Origin of the sequence: Sporosarcina sp. ACRSL (assembly GCF_022346605.1) — a bacterium.
Taxonomy (GTDB): Bacteria; Bacillota; Bacilli; order Bacillales_A; family Planococcaceae; genus Sporosarcina.
The window spans coordinates 137343-157839 of the sequence record NZ_JAKRNT010000001.1 but is presented as its reverse complement, the minus strand read 5'-3'; the positions used below and the strand labels follow the sequence as shown (position 1 = coordinate 157839).

Annotated in this window: 22 protein-coding genes and 1 tRNA gene; 12 read left to right on the top strand and 11 right to left on the bottom strand. The window is 40.8% G+C overall.

All coding sequences use genetic code 11. From position 1 onward, the window contains the following. Positions 1-223: 223 nt before the first annotated feature. From MHZ92_RS00985 to MHZ92_RS00975, 3 genes are all read right to left on the bottom strand, one after another. Positions 224-1714, bottom strand: coding sequence for a UDP-N-acetylmuramoyl-L-alanyl-D-glutamate--2,6-diaminopimelate ligase (locus MHZ92_RS00985; RefSeq protein ID WP_239429623.1), 1491 nt, complete (start codon positions 1712-1714; stop codon positions 224-226). Positions 1715-1749: 35 nt separating this feature from the next. Then, complete coding sequence (locus MHZ92_RS00980) at positions 1750-2799, bottom strand: M42 family metallopeptidase (protein WP_239429622.1); 1050 nt, start codon at positions 2797-2799, stop codon at positions 1750-1752. A gap of 106 nt (positions 2800-2905) precedes the next feature. Beyond that, the gene (locus tag MHZ92_RS00975) at positions 2906-4291 is read right to left on the bottom strand and encodes an aldehyde dehydrogenase (RefSeq protein ID WP_370644535.1); all 1386 of its coding nucleotides are present in this window, start codon (positions 4289-4291) and stop codon (positions 2906-2908) included. Between the two features lie 316 nt (positions 4292-4607). Between MHZ92_RS00975 and MHZ92_RS00970 the strand changes: the two genes are divergently transcribed. Beyond that, on the top strand, positions 4608-4766 hold the full coding sequence (locus MHZ92_RS00970) for a hypothetical protein (protein WP_239429621.1): 159 nt from the start codon (positions 4608-4610) through the stop codon (positions 4764-4766). Positions 4767-4809: 43 nt separating this feature from the next. Here MHZ92_RS00970 and MHZ92_RS00965 read toward each other — a convergent pair whose 3' ends face one another. Continuing rightward, complete coding sequence (locus tag MHZ92_RS00965) at positions 4810-5661, bottom strand: DNA-3-methyladenine glycosylase family protein (protein WP_239429620.1); 852 nt, start codon at positions 5659-5661, stop codon at positions 4810-4812. Between the two features lie 123 nt (positions 5662-5784). Between MHZ92_RS00965 and MHZ92_RS00960 the strand changes: the two genes are divergently transcribed. Then, positions 5785-5857, top strand: a tRNA-Val gene (locus MHZ92_RS00960). A 163-nt stretch (positions 5858-6020) separates the two neighbouring features. Here MHZ92_RS00960 and MHZ92_RS00955 read toward each other — a convergent pair. Next, on the bottom strand, positions 6021-6266 hold the full coding sequence (locus MHZ92_RS00955) for a hypothetical protein (RefSeq protein WP_239429619.1): 246 nt from the start codon (positions 6264-6266) through the stop codon (positions 6021-6023). Between the two features lie 205 nt (positions 6267-6471). Here MHZ92_RS00955 and MHZ92_RS00950 point away from each other — a divergent pair, with 205 nt between their 5' ends. Continuing rightward, positions 6472-7029 (top strand): tyrosine-type recombinase/integrase, encoded by a 558-nt coding sequence (locus MHZ92_RS00950; protein WP_239429618.1) that lies wholly within the window; start codon positions 6472-6474, stop codon positions 7027-7029. Positions 7030-7110: 81 nt separating this feature from the next. Continuing rightward, positions 7111-7272 (top strand): hypothetical protein, encoded by a 162-nt coding sequence (locus tag MHZ92_RS00945; protein WP_239429617.1) that lies wholly within the window; start codon positions 7111-7113, stop codon positions 7270-7272. Positions 7273-7300: 28 nt separating this feature from the next. Here the strand turns inward: MHZ92_RS00945 and MHZ92_RS00940 are convergent, their stop codons facing one another. Beyond that, positions 7301-8344, bottom strand: a complete 1044-nt coding sequence (locus tag MHZ92_RS00940; RefSeq protein ID WP_239429616.1) for a C40 family peptidase — start codon at positions 8342-8344, stop codon at positions 7301-7303. A gap of 299 nt (positions 8345-8643) precedes the next feature. Here MHZ92_RS00940 and MHZ92_RS00935 point away from each other — a divergent pair, with 299 nt between their 5' ends. The 4 genes from MHZ92_RS00935 (at position 8644) to MHZ92_RS00920 (ending at position 13339) form a co-directional block, all read left to right on the top strand. Continuing rightward, a complete protein-coding gene (locus MHZ92_RS00935) occupies positions 8644-9975 on the top strand; it encodes a transcriptional regulator (protein ID WP_239429615.1) in 1332 nt (443 codons plus the stop codon). 80 nt (positions 9976-10055) lie between these two features. After that, positions 10056-11669 carry an N-acyl-D-amino-acid deacylase family protein gene (locus tag MHZ92_RS00930; protein ID WP_239429614.1) on the top strand — a complete coding sequence of 538 codons (1614 nt, stop codon included), beginning with the start codon at positions 10056-10058 and terminating at the stop codon, positions 11667-11669. Between the two features lie 75 nt (positions 11670-11744). Continuing rightward, on the top strand, positions 11745-12974 hold the full coding sequence (locus tag MHZ92_RS00925) for an MFS transporter (protein WP_239429613.1): 1230 nt from the start codon (positions 11745-11747) through the stop codon (positions 12972-12974). A 131-nt stretch (positions 12975-13105) separates the two neighbouring features. After that, positions 13106-13339: a hypothetical protein gene (locus MHZ92_RS00920; RefSeq protein ID WP_239429612.1), complete on the top strand. Its 234-nt coding sequence runs from the start codon at positions 13106-13108 to the stop codon at positions 13337-13339. Positions 13340-13610: 271 nt separating this feature from the next. On the opposite strand, the gene qoxD is transcribed toward MHZ92_RS00920, so the two are convergent. The 4 genes from qoxD to qoxA all read right to left on the bottom strand — a co-directional run bounded on the left by qoxD (position 13611) and on the right by qoxA (position 17413). Beyond that, positions 13611-13892: a cytochrome aa3 quinol oxidase subunit IV gene (gene qoxD, locus MHZ92_RS00915; RefSeq protein ID WP_239429611.1), complete on the bottom strand. Its 282-nt coding sequence runs from the start codon at positions 13890-13892 to the stop codon at positions 13611-13613. A gap of 1 nt (position 13893) precedes the next feature. Beyond that, on the bottom strand, positions 13894-14490 hold the full coding sequence (qoxC, locus tag MHZ92_RS00910; RefSeq protein ID WP_239429610.1) for a cytochrome aa3 quinol oxidase subunit III: 597 nt from the start codon (positions 14488-14490) through the stop codon (positions 13894-13896). Next, positions 14477-16435, bottom strand: a complete 1959-nt coding sequence (gene qoxB, locus MHZ92_RS00905) for a cytochrome aa3 quinol oxidase subunit I (protein WP_239429609.1) — start codon at positions 16433-16435, stop codon at positions 14477-14479. Before qoxB ends, qoxC begins: the two co-directional genes overlap by 14 nt. Positions 16436-16504: 69 nt before the next feature. Beyond that, positions 16505-17413 (bottom strand): cytochrome aa3 quinol oxidase subunit II, encoded by a 909-nt coding sequence (gene qoxA, locus MHZ92_RS00900; protein WP_239429608.1) that lies wholly within the window; start codon positions 17411-17413, stop codon positions 16505-16507. A gap of 535 nt (positions 17414-17948) precedes the next feature. Between qoxA and MHZ92_RS00895 the strand changes: the two genes are divergently transcribed. The 4 genes from MHZ92_RS00895 (at position 17949) to MHZ92_RS00880 (ending at position 20047) form a co-directional block, all read left to right on the top strand. Beyond that, on the top strand, positions 17949-18053 hold the full coding sequence (locus MHZ92_RS00895) for a YjcZ family sporulation protein (protein ID WP_239429607.1): 105 nt from the start codon (positions 17949-17951) through the stop codon (positions 18051-18053). A 326-nt stretch (positions 18054-18379) separates the two neighbouring features. After that, the gene (locus MHZ92_RS00890) at positions 18380-18853 is read left to right on the top strand and encodes an NUDIX domain-containing protein (protein WP_239429606.1); all 474 of its coding nucleotides are present in this window, start codon (positions 18380-18382) and stop codon (positions 18851-18853) included. 143 nt (positions 18854-18996) lie between these two features. Then, the gene (locus tag MHZ92_RS00885) at positions 18997-19623 is read left to right on the top strand and encodes a hypothetical protein (RefSeq protein WP_370644531.1); all 627 of its coding nucleotides are present in this window, start codon (positions 18997-18999) and stop codon (positions 19621-19623) included. A 133-nt stretch (positions 19624-19756) separates the two neighbouring features. Further along, entirely contained in the window at positions 19757-20047 is a 291-nt protein-coding gene (locus MHZ92_RS00880; protein ID WP_370644530.1) for a phospholipase, read from the top strand. 19 nt (positions 20048-20066) lie between these two features. Here MHZ92_RS00880 and arsC read toward each other — a convergent pair whose 3' ends face one another. Next, positions 20067-20486: an arsenate reductase (thioredoxin) gene (arsC, locus tag MHZ92_RS00875; protein WP_239429605.1), complete on the bottom strand. Its 420-nt coding sequence runs from the start codon at positions 20484-20486 to the stop codon at positions 20067-20069. Positions 20487-20497: the final 11 nt, after the last annotated feature.

Genomic DNA, 20497 nt, shown 5'->3' with positions numbered 1-20497 from the left:
GTGAGCCAATCGAACATTGAAGGGTTCGATTGGCCGTATTTCTGCGCTTTTTGCAGAAATTAAGGCATCCTTATCCTGCTCGCAAAAGCCGTTCTTCGTTACGGCTTTCGCAGGAGTCGCCGCCTTCCACTCCAATCAACGACATAACTTAATTATACAAAGAAGGTAATACAGAACGATTCAAAACAGAAAAGAGCTGCCTAAATGACAGCTCTTAATCCTCTTATTTCTTTATATACCCTCTTCCAAACTTCTTTTCAGCCTCGTCCAAGGCGATGTCGGCGTCGGAATGGGGCAGTTTTTCTCTGCCGATGATTTGAAAGTCTTCGTGGCCTTTTCCTGCGAAGATAATAATATCTCCTTCTCCCGCGACCGAGACCGCATGCCGAACCGCTTCTTCACGGTCCCCGATGCACGCATATCGATTGTGTTTCATGCCCGCTTCCAATTCCGACAAAATCGTCTCGTACGGTTCGTCTCTCGGATCGTCTGTCGTCAGCACGACATAATCTGCAATCGATGCCTTTTCTGCCATGATCGGGCGTTTGATTCGGTCCCGGTTGCCACCTGTCCCAATGACGAATATCAATTGGCTGTCTGCATCTTTATAAGGAAGCACTGCTTGAATTGCCTTTTCAATCGCATCTGGTGAATGGGCGTAATCGATATAGATCGTCAACGGCAAATCCGTCTCGACCTTCTCCATCCTTCCTTTTGCAGAAGGAATGACAGAAAGGCCTTCGAGGATCACTTCCATTTCAAGCCCTTTCGCATACAAAGCAGCTATGACAGCCAACGCATTGTACACATTAAATTCTCCGATAAGCGCCATTTTGACATCAAAACCACCGGCCGGGGAATCCAAGTGGAATGAAGTGCTATCCACGGTCAACTTGACGTCTGTAGCACGGAAATCAGCATCCTTGTGAATGCCATACGTCAATACCGGGAAGGAAGTCATCTCTTTCATTCGCAACCCCCATGCATCATCCACATTGACAACACCGTACTTCGACTGGTCTAGATCTTGTCCAAGTTGTGCGAATAAAAGACCTTTCGCATGCCCGTAATTCTCCATCGTCCTATGGAAATCCAAATGGTCGTGCGATAAATTCGTAAAGATTGCAATATCAAATTCGGTGCCTGCCAATCTTCCTTCGACAAGACCATGCGAAGAGACTTCCATTGTCATTGTAGAGCATCCTGCATCAGCTGCCTGCTTGATCATTTGCTGGGTCGTCAGCACATCGGCAGTCGTATTTTCGGTTTCAAATAAAACACCGTCCAAATTGAATCCGATTGTCCCCGTCACTGCTGATTTTTCTCCTGCATGGCGTAAAACAGAATGAAGCATATTGCTTACACTCGTTTTGCCGTTCGTTCCTGTCACGCCAATCATCGTCATCCGTTTTGAAGGATAGCCCATGAAACGAGGCGCCAGTAAAGAGACCGCCCTTGTTGTGTCGTCTACGTAAACGACCGCAACCTTGTCTAAATCGACTTCTACGGGTGCTGATGCGACAATGACCCTTGCGCCGTTTTCAATCGCTTTTGAAACATAGGCATGTCCATCTACGGTAAATCCTTTAATGCAGACAAAAACGCCTCCCGCATTGACAGATCTTGAATCAACGGATAGATCCGTAACCGTTTCGGGGAGAATCCCCTCTACTTTTTTAATTGGTAAACTTGAAAATAAATAACCGGTCTCCATTACGAGCCCTCCTTACAGCTTTTCTATATCCAGCTTCAATCCATCATTTCAGAAGTTACATATGCGTGCAGCAATTGCGCTGTCGCTTTCAACGAATCGACGTGGGTTCTTTCCAATGCATGAGACGATTCGATCCCAGGACCAAACAGAGCATGCCGCACATCGAACCCTGCTCGGATCGCAGCCGATGCATCTGATCCGTAATAAGGATAAATATCAAGCTTGTATGGGACGCTTCCTTTTTCACAAAGGGCTGTCAAATGTCTCGTCAGCGCGTAATGGTAAGGTCCGCTTGAATCTTTCGCACAAATTGAAACGGTATATTCATCCGAGGATTGGCCATCTCCAATTGCTCCCATGTCGACCGCAATATACTCAACTGTTTCAGCTGGAACGTTAGAATTCCCACCATAACCGATTTCTTCATTGTTTGAAATATAAAAATGAGTCGTATTCGGCAGTTCTGTATCGTTTTCTTTCAATGTGCGGATCAATTCTAAGAGGAGCGCCGTGCTCGCTTTATCATCGAGATGTCTTGACTTAACAAAACCATTTGGTGTCACTTCAAATCTAGGATCAAATGAAACAAAATCCCCTACTTCAATGCCTAATGCTCTCGTTTCAGCTGCATTCGTCACTTTTTCATCGATGCGTACTTCGATGTTGTCTGCATTCCTTTCAGCACTTCCCGAATTACGGTACACGTGAACCGTCGTTTGGTGCATCAAAATCGTTCCGCGGACTTCCTTGCCTGAAGCGGTATGTATATGGCAATACTCACCTTCCACTGCATTCCAGTTAAACCCGCCGACCATCGTCAATTTCAATTTTCCATTACTTTTAATCTCTTTCACCATTGCACCGAGCGTATCCGTATGGGCAGTCAATAAGCGGTGACGGGAATCATCTTTCCCTTTTACCGTTGCGATGACTGCTCCTTTATTTGTCCGTTTGAACGGCACTCCGATTTTCCCAAGCTCGTCGATGATCACTTGCATGACTTTTTCTGTATAACCGGATGGGCTCGGTGTTTCAACTAACGTTTTCAATAATTCAATCGTTCTTGCTTCATTAAATTGGTGCATCTTTCATTTCCCCTTTTCTTTTTCTATCATTTCCGGATGGAGAATAAACAAATGATGTATGATACTTATATTACTACTTCTTTCCGAGGTGCATCAACGATTGCTTTCATCGCAAAAAGGATTTTACCATCGAAAGCTTGTTGCCGTATGGAGGGTATCCAATTTGAATCGGTACTTTCGTACTTTTCTTCATGATTGATTTTGAATGTGTGAACAAATCGAAGCTTGCTTTCCCGTGGTAAGCGTTCATCCCGGATGCTCCGACACCTCCAAAAGGCAAATGGATATTCCCGACATGCGATACTGTATCATTAATGCATCCGCCACCGAATGAGAAATTTTCCAAGAAGTATTGCTGTGCTTTTTCATTTTCGGAGAACATATAAGCAGCCAATGGCTTGGGCAGTTCGCGGATCCGATGGATTGCCTCGCCTAAATTCTCATATGTCAAGATCGGAAGAATTGGGCCGAATAGTTCTCCTTCCATTGCAGGTCCATCCCATGAAACACCATCCAATAGGGTTGGACTAATATATAAATCATCCCGGTCCGATATCCCACCAAAAACGATATGTCCCTTTTCCTTTTCAATTATTTCCGTTAGCCGGTCAAAATGCTTGCCATTAACGATCCTGCCATAATCGACGCTTTTTGAGCTGTCTTCTCCGTAAAAAGCACGAATGCAATTGATGATTTCTTTCAGAAGTTTGTTCTTAACAGCTTTATGGACGAGGACATAGTCTGGAGCGACACAAGTTTGTCCGTTATTAATGAATTTCCCCCATACGATCCGTTCCGCCGCTCTCTTAATGTTAGCGGTTAGATCGACGAGGACAGGGCTCTTTCCACCGAGCTCCAAAGTGACAGGTGTTAACCGTTCCGCCGCTGCCTTCATGACAATCTTTCCAACTGCAGCGCTCCCTGTAAAAAATATGTAATCGAAAGGCGCATGGATCAGCGCAGTTGTTTCTTCAATTTCGCCTTCGACGACTTGTACATATTGTTGCGGATAAATTTCTTTGATTATATCTTTGATGACTTTAGCTGTATGGACAGTTGCTTCGGACGGTTTAACAATTGCACAGTTCCCAGCAGCGATGGCGCCAATTAACGGCTCCATTATTAACTGGAATGGGTAATTAAAAGGTCCGATAATGAGAACAGATCCATACGGCTCCCGTACGATAAAGCTTTTCGCAGGTTGCAAATGAACCGGCGTCTTCACATACTCCGGCTCCATCCACTCTTTCAAATGCTTCATCATAAATGTGATGCTCGATAAGACGAATCCTACCTCCGTTACATATGATTCAAATGGACTTTTCCCTAAGTCTTTTTGTAATGCTTTATGGATTTCCTCTTCTTTCGAAAGAATTGCTTTCCGTAAGGACTCCAGCATTTCCAGCCGGAATTCTACAGTTTTCGTGACGCCAGAATCGAAAAAATCCCGCTGAATTTTAATCATCGAGTTTATATTTTGAGCAATTGCCACAAATTTTCTCCTCCTTCAACAAAACGAAATGTCAATATAGCAAAAGGACTGATTTCAATCCGCCAAATTCCGACCAATTACGCAGTTTGGGAAAATGCGCGTCAACATATACTAATATTGCCTAATTCGTTTTTCCATCCCCGAAATTTGAATGTAAAGGCTTAGCAAGCCAAGGTAAAAGGACTTGTTTATTTAGCCAACAAGCAATAGGTCTAATGGTTCTATTTCAGTCGAATGCGTTTTAGTCGCACTCGTGCAAGGGTAAAGACGTATCACATAACCCAAACCGAAAATGAATGAAATGGAGGAAATGAACATGACAACGACAGATACTTGGTGGGAAACAATTTTTGAAGGGAATCTTTCATTAGGTCTCAACAAGGAACGCATCTCAGACCTCGACAATGAAACTTTCCTCTACTTTAATGATGAAAACGAAATGAATCAAGACATGCAACAATCTCACACACAATAAATGACCAAGCTTCCCTTTTGAACGGGGAAGCTTTTGTATTTTGTTATTCAATACTTCGCCATAAATATAACGATGCATAACTTAAATATGGAGACCATGCTGGCAAATGTGCCTGCATTTCTTCTATGGTCGGTTTGCGGTCGAAGCCCCATAAACGTTTTAACGCATTTTGTAATCCGATATCCGCTAGTGGGAATAAGTTCGGTCTCCCAAGTCCGAACATAAGAAAATTTTGAGCAGTCCATGGTCCAACACCTCGGTGAATGACCATTTCTCTCGTTACCTCTTCGTCGTCCATTCTCGTAAACTTCGTCAAGTCCAACTTTCCCTCTACTATAGATCTTGACAGTCCGATTACATATTCTGCTTTCCTTCCACTGAATTGTAGGTTCCGCAAATCCTCTACTTCAAGCGCAGCAATCCGTTCCGGATTCGGGTACCGCCACACGCCATCCTGCTTAGACCCGAATGATTCAACAAAACGCATCGTTAAGACATGCGCGAACGCAAGATTCAATTGTTGGTGAATAATATTTTTCATCAACGTGCCATAGAGCGAAGTGCTTCGGATAAGAGGAGTGCCGGCATGATCCTTAAATAGCTGTTCAAGATCGGTTCCTTCGAAGTGTTCTGCAATTGTATCCAACGGTCGGTCAAAATGAAAAATAGAGCGGATCTCATCCACTTGTTTTTGATCTATTGCATTTCGCAGTAAGAATACTGGAGCAGCTGTCGAGCCAATAGCATTTAAACTGACAATGTTTCCTTCTTCCATTGGAATACGTATTTCGCGGTTCTCCAAATCGATTGCATTAACGGGGTCACTTGCCAATCGTTCAAGCGCCCGATCAAAGTCGTATGCAAAAGGAATTGAAAATTGTAGATCGATTATCATCACCTCATTTCTTCTTATTCTACCTTTTTTTCGTCGTTTGAAAAAACTTTTAGAAATAGTGTTGACTTCTACGGAAAACTAGCTATAATAATAAATGTGCAGTAAGCAAGTAACACATCTCCCGATTCCGTAGCTCAGCTGGGAGAGCGCTACCTTGACAGGGTAGAGGTCGCTGGTTCGAGCCCAGTCGGAATCATTGGGTGCCAAACCCGTAGGAAGGTTGTCGGAACAACAACCTTCTCCAGAACAGTCCTATTAGGCCGGATGCCTAGGGGCTGTTTTTTTGTTTTTGTCGAATTTACTCATAGCTATTGAGAAAGGGCGCCTCTTTGGACGCCCCACTTGCTATCTCAAAACTCTTATGATGTTTTATTTTTAATATACTCCATACCTTCTGCTGTTATTGCTAATACCAGATTCTCTGTCCCTTGCCCACTATCTGTGGCATATCCCATTTCGATTAGGTGATCAATAGCCAGTTTACTAGTTACGTCCGCATTCAGCATAGCTTTAGGTAACGTATAACCTCCACCGTTATTCGCAAAGTGATAATCATAAAGACTTTGTAAGAGTACATCCGATAATTTGTTAACTTCTTCGTTCATAATTAATCCCCCTCCCTTTTCACACCATTCTATAGAAGTGGAGGCGTTCCTACAATTAGTCCGCTCACTCTTCTGCTGCTAGTACCTTTCCGACCGACTTGTTTTCTGCCCTATTTATCCATCACCATATACAATTCCCAAGTATGTATAAAACTCTAAACTATCTCCCATGCTTACTGAAAAAGCTTGGGGTGTAATTTGTATTATGATATTCGGTAAAACAAATAACTACTTCTCAATCCTAGCCATTGAGGAAATCCTTAAAACAATTGACTTCACGAATGCAATTGAAAGGAAGCACTTTATCATATTAAGTTTGTTATATGAAACAGGTGCAAGAGTAAACGAAATCCTCAATGCCAAAGTGGAAGATATTCAATTACATAATCAACCTAACATTAAGTTGCAATGCCTTCATACAACCAGAATCGTACCCTTTTCGTATTCTCTTTCCAAAGTTATCGAACAATATATAGCTGAGTATAATTTAGTAGCCCATCAAAAGATTTTCTTCCACAATATGAATATTTCTTGTACAGAATTATGCAGACAACTTCGTATTTATATTAGAAGAGCTAGAATGATGAATCCATATATCATTCCGGATTACGACTCCGTTTATGGCTATAGAATTAGTAGGGCGAATCACCTTTATCAAGCTGGCTATTCCATTGAAGAATTACATCACTTTCTAGGTCACAATGATATTAATCAAACGAAAAAAATTATAGGAATCCTTTATCATGACACTAGAACCCACTGAGTAGGATCGTTCTTGAGATGAATGAAAAGAGCGCTTTTGGGCATTATAAAATCATTCATTCTAGATAGGAGGTTTATTCAAATGACACAAAACAGCAACCGGAATGTAAATGCAAACGAGAAAAAGCAAGCTCCAGATCCAACAACCTATACAGCCTACGGTGATCCTTTAAAAAACTCTTCGCCTAATAAGGATAAGAAAGATGCTTCCCCAAAAGCTGTAAAAAAACCGTTCCAACTCTAATGATTGGAACGGTTTTTTTACTATTGATTTATTCCTCCGAGATTGCACTGAAAATCGCTGCGGAAAATTCAGCCCGCGATGCTTTCTTCCCAAGGTTAAAGTTATCCGTTTGGAACACTTCAGTTTGATCCAATGTCTTCAATGCTTGGGTCGATTCAGAAGCCCAGTGAGTAGTCGGGACATCTTTATATGAAGACACCTCTTGAGACTCTGAATCCAATTTTTCTTGAAGATCGAATGCCCGATCGACGATGGCGGCAAGATGCGCACGCGTCAAGTTATCGTTAACCCCAAATTCTTCAGTTGAGTAACCTTGAAAGATTCCAGCCTCAACCAGTGCGGCAATATCATCATAATATGCATAATTTGGAGATACGTCTTTGAAAGTCAATTCAGTTGTTGCCTTTAATTTAAGCTCCCGATTGATCATCGTTGCAGCGTGTGCTCGTGTAATCGAATTTTCAGGTCTGAAAGTGCCATCTAAATATCCATTAATGATACCTTTTTTGTTCAGCGCGATAATTGCATCATGAGCAAGATGCTTAAGAGGAAGATCTTTAAACGTCTCACTCATTGGCACTGTTGATTTCACTTCCACTTCATCAAAGGCTACTTTGACAGTAGAGATACGCTTTGCTCCAGCATACTTTGGCGACCAATAAGGATCTGTCTTAATATTCGCTTTCATGACCCCTCTACTTTTTGCAGAAATGAACTCATCATTCCCTAAGTAAATGCCAGTATGCGAAATTCCTTTTTTGTATGTATTCGCAAAGAATACGAGGTCTCCAGGTTGAAGTTCATCTTTGGCAACTGACTTCCCAACTCTGAATTGATCTGCCGAAGTTCTTGGCAAGTTAATATTGAAGTTATTGAACACATAACGAATATATCCTGAACAATCAAATCCAGAAGGAGTTGTCCCTCCAAATTTGTATGGCGTTCCAATGAACTTCTGAGCATAAGCTGCAATCTCATTTGAACTTGCGGCGCTAGCCGTATTGGAAGTTGTAAATGGAACTGCAGCAATAATAAACACAGCAATTAGGAATTGCATAAATCGATTCTTCATTTTCCACCCCTGTTGTTTGATCTCTGTTGTTTTATCTCTTTATCTATTTGTGTAATTTTTATATGTTTTTTCTTTCTACTAGAATAGTATCAAAAAAATATCTTTGTTATTTTACAGTAACATTACAATTACATTACTATTCGATAGAATGGATGAGATTTTAGTAATGAAAAATCATTTAAGGTCTATTAAAGGACATTTACTTTTAATAGAATCCAAGTTAACATGGCAATTATAATTTACTGACCATTCAGCAACTTAAAAAAACTATATAGGATGACAAGGAGGATTGAATTGAGATGGAAATAAAGGTGGTTACGGTAGGGCCAGAAGACGTAAACGAACTTGTGTTAACAGTAGGCAAAGAATACCCTGAAATAACCTTATTATCGGCTCCTTATAATCATGAACTTGAAACAGTAGATGTCGTGAAAGAAACAGAACATAATGCCGATATTTATTTATTTGCCGGTACGATTCCCTATCATATTGCTAAGAATTATCAAATTACGGACAAACCAATGGTTTTTATCCCCTTATCAGGGACCGCTTTATATCGGACGCTTTTTAAAATCGTAACTGAAACTGAATTTAATCCGATTGACTCTCCTTTTCAATTCAGCATAGATACGTTCAATAAGGATGAGGTTGAGGAATGTCTTGATGAACTGGAATTTAATCCTGACGAATTATTCTTAAGTACCGACCAAAATGCAGAGGAATTAGTACAATTCCATTATCAACTTTGGTCCGAGAATAAGATTGATATCGCAATTACATGTGTAAAGTCGGTATATGAGGCATTAACTGATCTTGGAGTTTTAGTTTATCGGGTGATTCCTACCAAATCCACTATTCGCTCAAGTCTGCAGAAAGTTAAATTGGAAGGTAAGGCACTACGTAACAGTACAACTCAAATAGCAGTCGGAATCCTACATTTTAATAATGTCTTTACTTCTACCCAATTAGCAGATTATAAGACAAAGCGAAAAAAAGTTGCGCTCCAAAATCTGCTCATTGACTTCGGAGAAGAAGCTCAGGCAATTTTTGATTGGTCAGACCGTGATGAAGTTCGATTTATAACGACTCGGGGGGCGATTGAAAATGTAACTCAAAAATACAAGAAAATGCCCCTACTAAACGAAATAGCTATGAAAACGGATATAGAATCGTCGTTAGGAGTAGGCTTTGGACACACAGCTAATGAAGCGGAGATAAATGCACGTGAAGCCCTTGTTAAAGCCCAATTGAACAAGCTTCATTGCTTTGTCGTAGATGTGGAAGGTACCGTCTACGGTCCGATCGGACAAGAAACTCAACTACAATATTCATTGCGTAGTGATGACCCCTACCGTATAAACCTTGCAAAATTAGCTGGACTGAGTATAGCTACCATCAATAAATTATTTTCTTTTTGTGAAAACTTTGGTAGCAAAAATATAACGGCTATTGATCTCGCTAATGGACTCGACTTGACCATTAGAAGTGCCAGAAGGATTCTTAATATACTTGAGCGCAATAACTTAGCTGTCATTGCAGGTGAAGAACAACCAATACACCGCGGAAGACCGCGTCACTTATATAACATTTTACTATTTGAAGAAATTAATCAATCGACAGGAGTGTTGTGATTAGAATTTTTGGCTACAACGAAGAAAGCGCTTTCAATTATGAGGGGTTAAGTGCAATAACAATATAAAGGAGTGTTAGTATGTTTGATGTGATTTTAAAAAACGGACGTGTATTTGATGGAAGCGGAAATCCGTGGAAAAAATTAGACATTGGGATAAGGGATGAAAAGATTGCATTTCTTGGGGACTTAAGTAATGAACAAGCCTTACAAATTATTGATTGTAACGGAATGGCTGTATCGCCAGGGTTTATTGACCCTCACGTTCACTCAGATCTACTTGCTACGAAGCCCGAAATTCATAAAATCAAAGCTCTCCAAGGGGTAACGACTGAATTATTCGGTCAAGATGGAATATCGGTCGCACCCGTTTCAGAAGAAACGAAGCCATTATGGCAAAAACAATTAAACGGGTTGAATGGTGATATTGGAGAGTGGCCATGGAACAGTATAACTGAGTACTTAACTTTTCTGAAAGACTCAAAAATGATTGGCAACGCAGCATACCTCGTCCCCCACGGCGCTGTCCGGACTCTTGTTATGGGATTTGAAGGCAGAACCTCTACTCAAGAGGAAATGAACAGGATGAGAGAATTGGTTGAAGAAGGAATGCGACAAGGAGCAGTCGGAATATCGTCTGGACTCGTATATCCTCCGAATGTTTTTTCAAACAAAGAAGAACTAATTGAGCTATGCAAAGGGGCCGCAAAATACGATGGTTGTTTTGTGGTTCATATTCGAAATGAAAGCATTCACTCTTTAACGGCCTTGGACGAAGTCATCGATGTAGCAAGGCAGACTGGAATTAGACTGCATATATCTCATTTTAAAGTAATCGGCCATAAGAATCGCGCTAAATTCAAAAGAGCACTAGAAAAAATGGAAGAAGCAAGATCCGAAGGTATTGAAATTACGTTTGACCAATACCCATACAATGCAGCTTCAACTGTATTTCATGCCATCCTCCCACCTTGGATGCATTCAGGCGGAACTGACGAGATGCTAGCAAGGTTACAAAATCCAGAGGATCGAAAAAGAATCAGTGTTGATCTCAAAAATAACACTGACTATGAAAACTGGGTGTTAAATTGTGGTTGGAATAATATCACAATCAGCTCAGTTCAAACTGAGAAAAATAAGCATCTTGAAGGAAAAAATATGCTAGAAGTTGCGGAAATCACGAATAAGATGCCTGACGACGCTGCTTTAGATCTTTTACTAGAAGAAAAAGGTAGTGTGACAATGGTTATTCATTGGGGTTACGAAGAGGAAGTGATGCTTGCCATGAGCCATCCGCTGCAAATGGTTGGATCCGATGGAATCTTTGGCGGAAAGCCCCATCCACGATTATATGGGACGTTTCCAAGAGTACTAGGAAAATACGTAAGAGAAGAAGGAACACTGACACTCGAACAAGCTATTCGTCAAATGACAAGTGCCCCAGCTCAACTAATGAGATTAAAAAATCGAGGCCTGATTAGAGAGGGATACCAAGCGGATATCGTCGTTTTCGACCCTGAAAAAATTGAAGACTGCGCAAGTTTTGAAGAGCCTCTTTTAGAGCCTAAAGGAATCATTGACGTTTTGATTAACGGAAAACTAACTGTTCATAACGGTGAATATATAGGGACAAGAGCAGGACAAGTCATTAAAGCACAGCATCACCCGAAAAGTAACTTTGTTGAGAGTATTTAACTTTATTCGCTTATAAGATTACTTCTCTAGACGGTTAGAAGTAGACTCACAAATACAAAGAATGAGGGCGATATAATGCGTAAACATATTGAAAAAGCTCAAAACAGTAAAAACTTTATCCTTTGGTTGATGTTCATTGGATTTCTGGTAGATTATTTGGATCGAATGGTCATCAGTGTAGCTGTTATTTACATTAAGGATGATTTCAGTTTAGACGCCGCGCAAGTTGGAGTGATTTTAAGTAGTTTTTTTATTTCCTATGCGATTATGCAAATTCCTGGCGGATGGCTAACGGATAAGTTCGGATCAAGAAAAGTATTAATTTGGTCCATTGTTTTATGGTCAATATTTACCGTATTCACAGGATTGGCATGGTCATTTATCTCCTTAATCGTTATTCGGTTTTTATTCGGTATCGGTCAAGGTGCGTATCCTTCAGCAGCCCAAAAAGGGATAGCAGATTATTTTCCAAAAGATGAAAGACCAAAGGCCTCTGCTACTCTCATGTCTTCCAATTATTTTGGAATGGCCCTTGCTCCCCTAGTAGCGGCGCCAATGATTGTCATGATGGGTTGGAGAAATATGTTTATCGTTGTGGGTATGTTAGGTATCTTACTGACATTTGCATTTTTGGTTTATTTCAAGCCGAAAACTCAACAACTCAAGGCATCTGAGAATAGCGTGCCCTTTAGGGATTTACTATCAAATGTTGAATTATGGAAAATCACTGTTATGTGGTTTGCGGCGGGTATCGTTAACTGGGGCATCGCCTCTTGGCTTCCATCCTATCTAATGGAAGCGCGAGGAATGGATATTATGACAATGGGTTTCTACGCTGCTCTTCCAGGAATAACAACGGGTATTGCCATGCTTATTAGCAGTTGGCTGTTAGATCGTTTCTTTGTAAATCTAGAAAAATATTATGCAGCTTTTGGCATGCTTGTTTCAGGGGTTTTCCTTTATTTAATGTTTACGACAACCTCTATTCCGTTGGCAATGTTATATTTAAATCTCTGCATGGTATTTAAGAGCTTTGCCTTTACAGTAGCATTTGCTTTACCTCATAAAATGATGCCAAAGAAAACAATCGGTTCTGCAATGGGTATCATTAACATGGGTGCACAGGCTGCAGGCTTCGCTTCTCCATTGGTAATGGGATTCATAATCAAAGCAACAGGTTCCTATAATGCGGCATTCTGGTTCTTAATCATCTGTTGCGTCATCTCGATTATTGCAGCAATTTCAATTAAAAGTAATAAAACATCTGTTCACCCCCATAATATCGAACCAGTGGCACAGAGGTAATGTCAAGAGCACCCTATCCAACCGGACAGGGTGCTTTTGTTATGATTTATCGACAGTATTTTAAATTACGCTAAAATTAAGTTTGACAAATTTGTGAACAGGATAAATAATAGAGTAAAGGGGTGTTGGTAATGGAAACCAAATTACAAATATTGAACGCTGTTAAAGTTGTCGGCATCACAATTCTTACAATCGGAATCTCGATCTTCTTATATGGATTTTTTGTAAGCGATTACAGTGCAATTACTGGTATCGGGATCGGGACAGTTATGGGAGCAATTTTTATCTTCCTGATGGGCGTCTTCTTCGTTGCTACAGAAGAAATGCATGAAAAAGTGAATCAAAGGATAAGAAGTATCCAATAAAAAAAGAGGAAAGGAGCACCTTCGTAGGCGCTCCTTTCCTCTTTTGTTATCATCCAGCTTCGGGCGCCAGCAGGCACCCTCCGCTTTTGTTATCGTCTAGACTCCGGGTGGCAACTGCTCGGGACATAAGTCATCTCTGCTGCACGGCAAAGAGCGCCGTTTCGCAGATCCGCCTTATGCCTGTCGCAGTGAAAGCCGTCACGAAGAACGGCTTTTGCGAGTAAAAGCGTAGCGTTAGGAGCAACGGTTCCGCCACCCTTCGCTTTTGAATTTACATATCCCAAATCAAGATTAGCAGCGTACCGAAAATCGTGACAAGGGCGATCGCAATTCCATAATAAATGTTCAAGTAAATCGGAACTTTATCCTCGGACTCACCGACATGCATGAAGCCGATAAGCTGAACTGCTGCTTGGGTTAATGCCGTGGCTAAAAGGACTGTCAACCCTGCTGCATAAGACATATCTAAGAAATAGACCGTCAAGGCAGCTATCGTCAGAACGAGCGAGAAGACAAAGCCCATAACGAGTTTACGTGGGAATAACTCTCTCATATTACATCATTCCTTTCAAGTAGATGAAGCTGAAGATAAAGATCCAGACGACATCTAAGAAATGCCAGTAAAGTGAGAAGATAAACGATTTATTGGCCGTTGCAGGCGTCAAACCACGCTTTTTCACTTGCATGATAATGAACAATCCCCAGAACAGACCGACTGTAACGTGAGCCCCATGCGTCCCTAATGTGGTCAGCAAGATTGCTGTAAAGGCACTCACTTGTAGTCCTGCTCCCACATTGGCATAGTGAATGAACTCGTAGATTTCCACACCGAGGAATGATAAACCTAATAGCAATGTGATGGCGAAGAATGTTATCATTGCATTCTTTCTGCCGAGTCGCATAGCGTGGACACCGAGACCGATCGTGAAACTACTTGTTAGCAACAAGAACGTTTCGATGAGTACCGGAGTGATTTCAAAAATCTCCGCACCTGATGGTCCATTTCCTATACGGTTTTCCAAGGTGAAATAGGTTGCGAAAAGCGTAGCAAAGAGCATGACTTCGGCACCTATGAAAACCCAGAATCCGAAAATATTCATCTTATTTTGATGCGTACTATATTCAAGTGGAAGCGAGTTATCGACTTTCATTTGCTAACACCTCGCTATCTTTTTCTGTTGCTTTAATTTCATCGACGGGAATATAATAGCCGTCGTCTTTTTCGAATGAACGGTGAGCCATGCATGCAAAGATTGCAATCGTCGTAATAATTGCTGGAATCCACATGCTGAATACGAACGAGAAGCCCCAAACGAAGAAGATACAGCTCATAATGAACGGCACTCCGCTATTATTCGGCATATGAATCTTCTCGATATCGCCTTTGAATAATGATAGACCATTTTTCTTATGATCCCAGAAAGCTTCACTAGAGTTCACGTGTGGTGTACGCGCAAAGTTATACGATTGAACTGGCGTTTGTGTCGCCCATTCGAGTGTTCGTGCATTCCACGGATCCGAACCGATATCCCGAGAAGAATGCCGCACGCTGTAATAGACGTTATAGACGATTAACGCAAAGCCGATCGCCAAGCCGACTGCTCCTATGAAGGAAAGCATATTTAACGGGCCGAACCCAGTTGCTTCTGAGTAAGTATACATCCGGCGAGCTTGGCCGTCCAAACCTGTGAAGAACATCGGGAAGAATGTGACGTTAAAGCTAATGGCAATAAACCAGAATGCCCATTTCCCTATTCTTTCATTAAGCATGAAGCCAAACATTTTTGGCCACCAATACGTAAGACCAGCTAGCATCGCAAACACTACACCTGGAATGATCGTGTAATGGAAATGCGCTACCAGGAACATCGTATTATGGTATTGATAATCGGCACTCGCCATACCAAGCATGACGCCAGTAACACCGCCGATTGTGAAGATTGGGATAAACCCTACTGCGTACAACATCGGAACAGTGAATTTGATTTTCCCTTTCCGCATTGTCAGTAACCAGTTAAAGATTTTAATACCGGTTGGAATGGCAATCGCCATCGTTGTAATTGAGAAAATACTGTTTGTCAAAGGACCTTGACCCATTGTATAGAAATGGTGAGTCCAAACTAAGAATGATAGGAACGAAATGATCACAATCGAACCGACCATTGATTTATAACCATACAAGTTACGTTGTGAGAAGGTAGATACAACCTCACTATAAATCCCGAACGCCGGCAATATGAGGATATAAACTTCTGGATGTCCCCAAACCCAGAACAGGTTCGCCCAAAGCATATCCATACCGCCATTTGTCATTGTAAAGATATGTGTTCCAAATAGACGGTCCATTGTTCCAAGTAACAACGCAATCGTCAATACTGGGAAAGCGAACACAACAATCGCATTCGTAATTAAAGCAGTCCAAGTGAACATCGGCATTTTCATCAACGTCATGCCTGGTGCTCTCATCTTGAAAATAGTCGTACAGAAGTTAATACCTGAGATTAACGTACCGATACCAGCAATTTGAATTGACAACATATAATAGTTCGTTCCGACAGATTGGCTAAAGTCATTCCCTGCAAGCGGGAAGTACGAAGTCCAACCAGCGTCTGGAGAACCACCGACGACGAACGAGATATTGAATAACATCGCACCCATAAAGAACAACCAGAAACTTAGTGCGTTCAAACGTGGGAACGCTACGTCACGAGCTCCGATTTGTAAAGGTACAACGAAATTCATTAAAGCATAAATAAATGGCATCGCCATAAAGATGATCATGACAACCCCGTGGGTCGTGAAGACTTCATTGTAATGCTGGGCATCCAGCAATGTGTTGTCTGGAACTGCAGTTTGTGCCCGCATCATAAGTGCGTCCACCCCACCGCGGAACAACATAAGTAATGCGGCAATAAGGTACATAATACCGATCCGTTTATGGTCAACAGTTGTCAACCATTCACGCCATAAATAACCCCATTTTTTAAAATAGGTTAAGCCTATGACAATCGCAATCAAAGTTAGAACAATAGCAACCATGGATGCGTATATGGCAGGACTCGGATGAGGTATGGCAAATCGATCAAAGTAATCCATACTTTTTGTGCTCCTTTCGAACTTTTATTTCGTAACAGATATCATAAGGTAAGCGGAAAGTAGTCAATTTTATTGATGATCGGAATGTTCCGTTTCATCCCCACTCGCTTTATCTGAATCATGCTCTTCATCGTGAGATTCACTTGATCCATGATCATGCTCAGGCGGTGGTAAAAATCCTAAGTGAGTCCCACTGAACGTTAATTGTCCCAGATGGCCTGGTTCGAGCAGTTCATCAAATCTCTCTTCAGTAAGAGGTTCAGCGTTCGCTTTCACATCTTCTACCCACTCATTGAATTCTTCTTCAGGCATTGCTTTCACGTTAAAGACATTCTCTGCAAAGCCTTTCCCGCTGAAGTTCGAGTTTCTTCCCATATATTCACCAGGAACTTCTGCCGCCAAATGTAATGTAGTGATCATATCTGACATCGCATATTTTTGACCACCCAATTGCGGAATCCAGAAGCTTGTAATCGGGCCGTAGGAGTAGAGTTTAAACTCCAACGCACGATCCGTAGGGATGTACAAGTAGTTCACCGTTTCAATACCTTGTTCAGGATAACTGAAATGCCATTTCCAGTCAGAAGATGCAGCATAGATGACCAATGGTTCCTGATCTTCATATCCTTGCGGTGTCGCCTCAACTTCATAAGTAGATTTGACAGTTACGATGGAAAGGAAAATGATGATGATAACTGGTATCCCTACAATGATTGTTTCAACAATCGGATTCCCTTCAATATGAGGAGGTTCATAATCCGGGTCCTGTTTCGAAGCACGATATTTTAGAACGACGTAAATCAATAAAGCGAAAACAGAAATTACTACAATCGCCATCGTAGCTATCGAAATCCAAATAACATTGGATATTGTTTCAGCTTGGGGGCCTTTCGGATCCAGCACCATTAACGGTTCACAGCCCGCTAACACTGTAAAAATACCAATTACCAAGCTTAATAAAGCCCATTTCTTTTTCATGGAAGTACCCCTTTCTTTTGTTCTATAAGCTATAGAAACAGCATGTGAAGTTATAGAGTTCAGCAATTCCTTGAACTAGGAGTTTATCTTAATATAATAAAATGCTAAAAACAATTATTCGACACGCTTTTCACAAAAACTTCACTAAAAAAGCGGTCAAAATCGTCACAAATAGTTCATTAAACAGCGATATAAAAGACACAATTTGTTCATCGAATATCCAAAAATTTAATGCGAATGTAAAGAAAACCATCATTGCACCCAATTAAATTTGTAGATTCAACGGAGTAATTTGTTATAAATTGAATAGTAATCTGGTTTCTATTATTCAATACACCTTATATTTTTTTGGGAGATGAACGTTGAAACACCACTCCCGCTTTTACCAATGCGGAGAGTGGTGTTTTATTAAGAAGATCAATTTTAAAATATGATGACGATGTGATGAATCTTTTTCAATGTACCTGATGTATGTCCAATCCGTCAGAAAGCCAGTTCATATACTGTACTAATAGTTACAGGGAGGTGAAGAGATATGAGTGGTGGATATGGAGGAGGATATGGATTTCACAGCAACTTTGCTTTAATCGTTGTTCTGTTCATTCTTCTGATTATCGTAGGGACTGCCTTCTTTTATTAAGCTCTCCCTTTAAGGCAAAGCATTTTATCCTTAGCCTTTAGGTTTTAGTAATAGGACAAGTGTTTACATCATAATCTTTTCCATACTGCCTCCTCTCACCCTTCAGGCAAGTAAGGATAGATTAAATACGTCAATGTTAATTCTTCCCTTCAAGAGAGTTAACTTTTTTCTTCGGAACAGACCTGTCAGGCTTGATGCCTTGGGTCTGTTCTTTTGTATTCTTTTACTGGTTATATATTCATTCAAAAAGAAATTCTACTAGAATAAAGGATATTACATAATCCGAATAGTATTAATGAAGTGAACGGTTAATAAGGGGGGGACCTATGGATAAGAAATTTCACCATTTAGCAAGAGGAATCTTCATTAAAGATGGAAAAATACTAGTCGCTCGTGCCATCGGACATAGAAATACCTTTTTGCCAGGGGGGCATATTGAGTTTGGTGAAAGTGCAAAGGATGCTCTAATAAGAGAGATACATGAGGAATTAGGAATCTCTTGTACTGTCAACAAATTTCTTGGACTAGTTGAGCATAAGTGGATGAACAAAGGAGTACTCAATTGCGAGGTTAATCAAGTATTTGAAGTGCATAGTGAAGACTTGCATACCGACATTAATCCAACTTCAAGGGAACCACATATTGAATTTTTCTGGGTGAATGCGATGGATTTAAAAGAATGGAATTTACAGCCCCATCCGCTACAAATAGAAATAAAGAGTTATATGTACGGTACTCAAGAAACATGGTGGGCAAGTTCGCTGCATGAAGAAATAGATGAATTCAATATTAATAAATGACTTGAAAGTGAGTGTTTTATTTGCACGCGCCTGAACAGATTCTAAAAGTATGGAACAGATTCAATGACTTTCCGATGGAAAGATTGACAAAGCTTTGGTTTTATCATCAAGGCACAAAAAAGAAGCAGCGGGATGTTTCGTTAATGAAAGAACATCGGGAGCAGTATGGGATAACTGGAAATTGCTTTGACTTGTCCATTTGGTTGTTGGACGAATTTCAAAGTGAGGGAATTACAGCTTACCCGATTAGCCATAATTTGCATAGCGCCGTTATCGCTTTGGATGAAAACGGAAACCGGTATTTATGTGATTTAGGTGACCAATGGATACGCCCCATTCTGGTCAGCAACAATCATGAGGAGTATACGGATGAAAAACTTAGCGACTTTTTTCCTGGCGCCAAAATCCAAGTAAAACATCATAATGAGCATTTCGAAATTCTGTATCATAGACCGAACGGCAAGATTTCTAGACAAGTATATAATCCTAGTACAATCGACAACGATACTTTTTTCCAAGCCGCTGAATACTCCCAAAATCAAATTAGTCAACCACCATTATTGGAATGCAGAGTCTTCTATGAGAACGAGATTGCCCATTGGGAATTCAACAATTGGGAGAGTTTCTTAAGTAGTAATGAAGGCTTGATCCGTGAACCGAAGTTGAGCTCCATTGAACAATGGGTAGATAAAATAAATGAGATGACACAGTATGATAAGGAATTTCTACTATCTACTTTGGAAATGTATAAAGAAATATCAAAAGCATAGTTATGAGTTAACTCCCTTAGCGCTATAAAAAAGTGCTAAGGGATTTTTAGTCTTTTCGTAGGTTCCCGCTTATTTGTAATCGCATATATAGAATAAACTATAATAATATTTTATTCCGTAGGAGGTCATTAAATTGTTGCCGAGAGAAATTAGAAAACTCCGTTTTTGCTTATTTCCTGGATACAACTGGTGCGGTCCTGGCTGCAACGGACCTGGCGCTCCACTGAATGCAGTAGATGCTGCTTGCAAAGCACATGATAAATGCTACCGGCTCTATGGAGACCGATGTCACTGTGATAGCGAATTCCTTCGGCGTCTTAAGCCTTTTTTACATGAAGACACGCCAATGGGAAGGCACGCGCGTATTCTCTACAAATATATACAACTTCAAATGGCTTTTACGTGCAAACATTACAGAAGATAAAGCTGAAGTATCACTACATTCATTCCCCAGTTTCGCTAAATTGTTCAATCCTTCGACCAATTTCATTCCGTACTCGCTGAAAGAAAGCCCAATTCTCCTCTTCTGTTCCTGTTGCTTTTGCGGGATCATCGAATCCCCAATGCGCACGTTTTATATGAGCAGGTGTCACCGGACATTTGTCTGCCGCATCCCCGCATAAGGTAACGATAAAATCAGCATTATTCAATATTTCCATGTCAATGATATCTGACGTTTGAGTTGAAATATCAATTCCTACTTCGTTCATTGCCTTTACTGCGTTCGGATTGACTCCATGCGCTTCAATGCCGGCGCTTTTAACATCCCATTGCTCACCAAGAATCTTTTTCCCCCACCCTTCAGCCATCTGGCTGCGGCAAGAGTTGCCGGTACAAAGGAAATAAATAGTTTTTTTCTTCATACTTTATCACT

Coding starts and splice junctions, on each gene's coding strand:
- MHZ92_RS00985 (WP_239429623.1), bottom strand. CDS start 1,714: ATGGAGACCGGTTATTTATTTTCAAGTTTACCAATTAAAAAAGTAGAG.
- MHZ92_RS00980 (WP_239429622.1), bottom strand. CDS start 2,799: ATGCACCAATTTAATGAAGCAAGAACGATTGAATTATTGAAAACGTTA.
- MHZ92_RS00970 (WP_239429621.1), top strand. CDS start 4,608: ATGACAACGACAGATACTTGGTGGGAAACAATTTTTGAAGGGAATCTT.
- MHZ92_RS00965 (WP_239429620.1), bottom strand. CDS start 5,661: ATGATAATCGATCTACAATTTTCAATTCCTTTTGCATACGACTTTGAT.
- MHZ92_RS00955 (WP_239429619.1), bottom strand. CDS start 6,266: ATGAACGAAGAAGTTAACAAATTATCGGATGTACTCTTACAAAGTCTT.
- MHZ92_RS00950 (WP_239429618.1), top strand. CDS start 6,472: ATGATATTCGGTAAAACAAATAACTACTTCTCAATCCTAGCCATTGAG.
- MHZ92_RS00945 (WP_239429617.1), top strand. CDS start 7,111: ATGACACAAAACAGCAACCGGAATGTAAATGCAAACGAGAAAAAGCAA.
- MHZ92_RS00940 (WP_239429616.1), bottom strand. CDS start 8,344: ATGAAGAATCGATTTATGCAATTCCTAATTGCTGTGTTTATTATTGCT.
- MHZ92_RS00935 (WP_239429615.1), top strand. CDS start 8,644: ATGGAAATAAAGGTGGTTACGGTAGGGCCAGAAGACGTAAACGAACTT.
- MHZ92_RS00930 (WP_239429614.1), top strand. CDS start 10,056: ATGTTTGATGTGATTTTAAAAAACGGACGTGTATTTGATGGAAGCGGA.
- MHZ92_RS00925 (WP_239429613.1), top strand. CDS start 11,745: ATGCGTAAACATATTGAAAAAGCTCAAAACAGTAAAAACTTTATCCTT.
- MHZ92_RS00920 (WP_239429612.1), top strand. CDS start 13,106: ATGGAAACCAAATTACAAATATTGAACGCTGTTAAAGTTGTCGGCATC.
- qoxD (WP_239429611.1), bottom strand. CDS start 13,892: ATGAGAGAGTTATTCCCACGTAAACTCGTTATGGGCTTTGTCTTCTCG.
- qoxC (WP_239429610.1), bottom strand. CDS start 14,490: ATGAAAGTCGATAACTCGCTTCCACTTGAATATAGTACGCATCAAAAT.
- qoxB (WP_239429609.1), bottom strand. CDS start 16,435: ATGGATTACTTTGATCGATTTGCCATACCTCATCCGAGTCCTGCCATA.
- qoxA (WP_239429608.1), bottom strand. CDS start 17,413: ATGAAAAAGAAATGGGCTTTATTAAGCTTGGTAATTGGTATTTTTACA.
- MHZ92_RS00895 (WP_239429607.1), top strand. CDS start 17,949: ATGAGTGGTGGATATGGAGGAGGATATGGATTTCACAGCAACTTTGCT.
- MHZ92_RS00890 (WP_239429606.1), top strand. CDS start 18,380: ATGGATAAGAAATTTCACCATTTAGCAAGAGGAATCTTCATTAAAGAT.
- MHZ92_RS00885 (WP_370644531.1), top strand. CDS start 18,997: ATGAAAGAACATCGGGAGCAGTATGGGATAACTGGAAATTGCTTTGAC.
- arsC (WP_239429605.1), bottom strand. CDS start 20,486: ATGAAGAAAAAAACTATTTATTTCCTTTGTACCGGCAACTCTTGCCGC.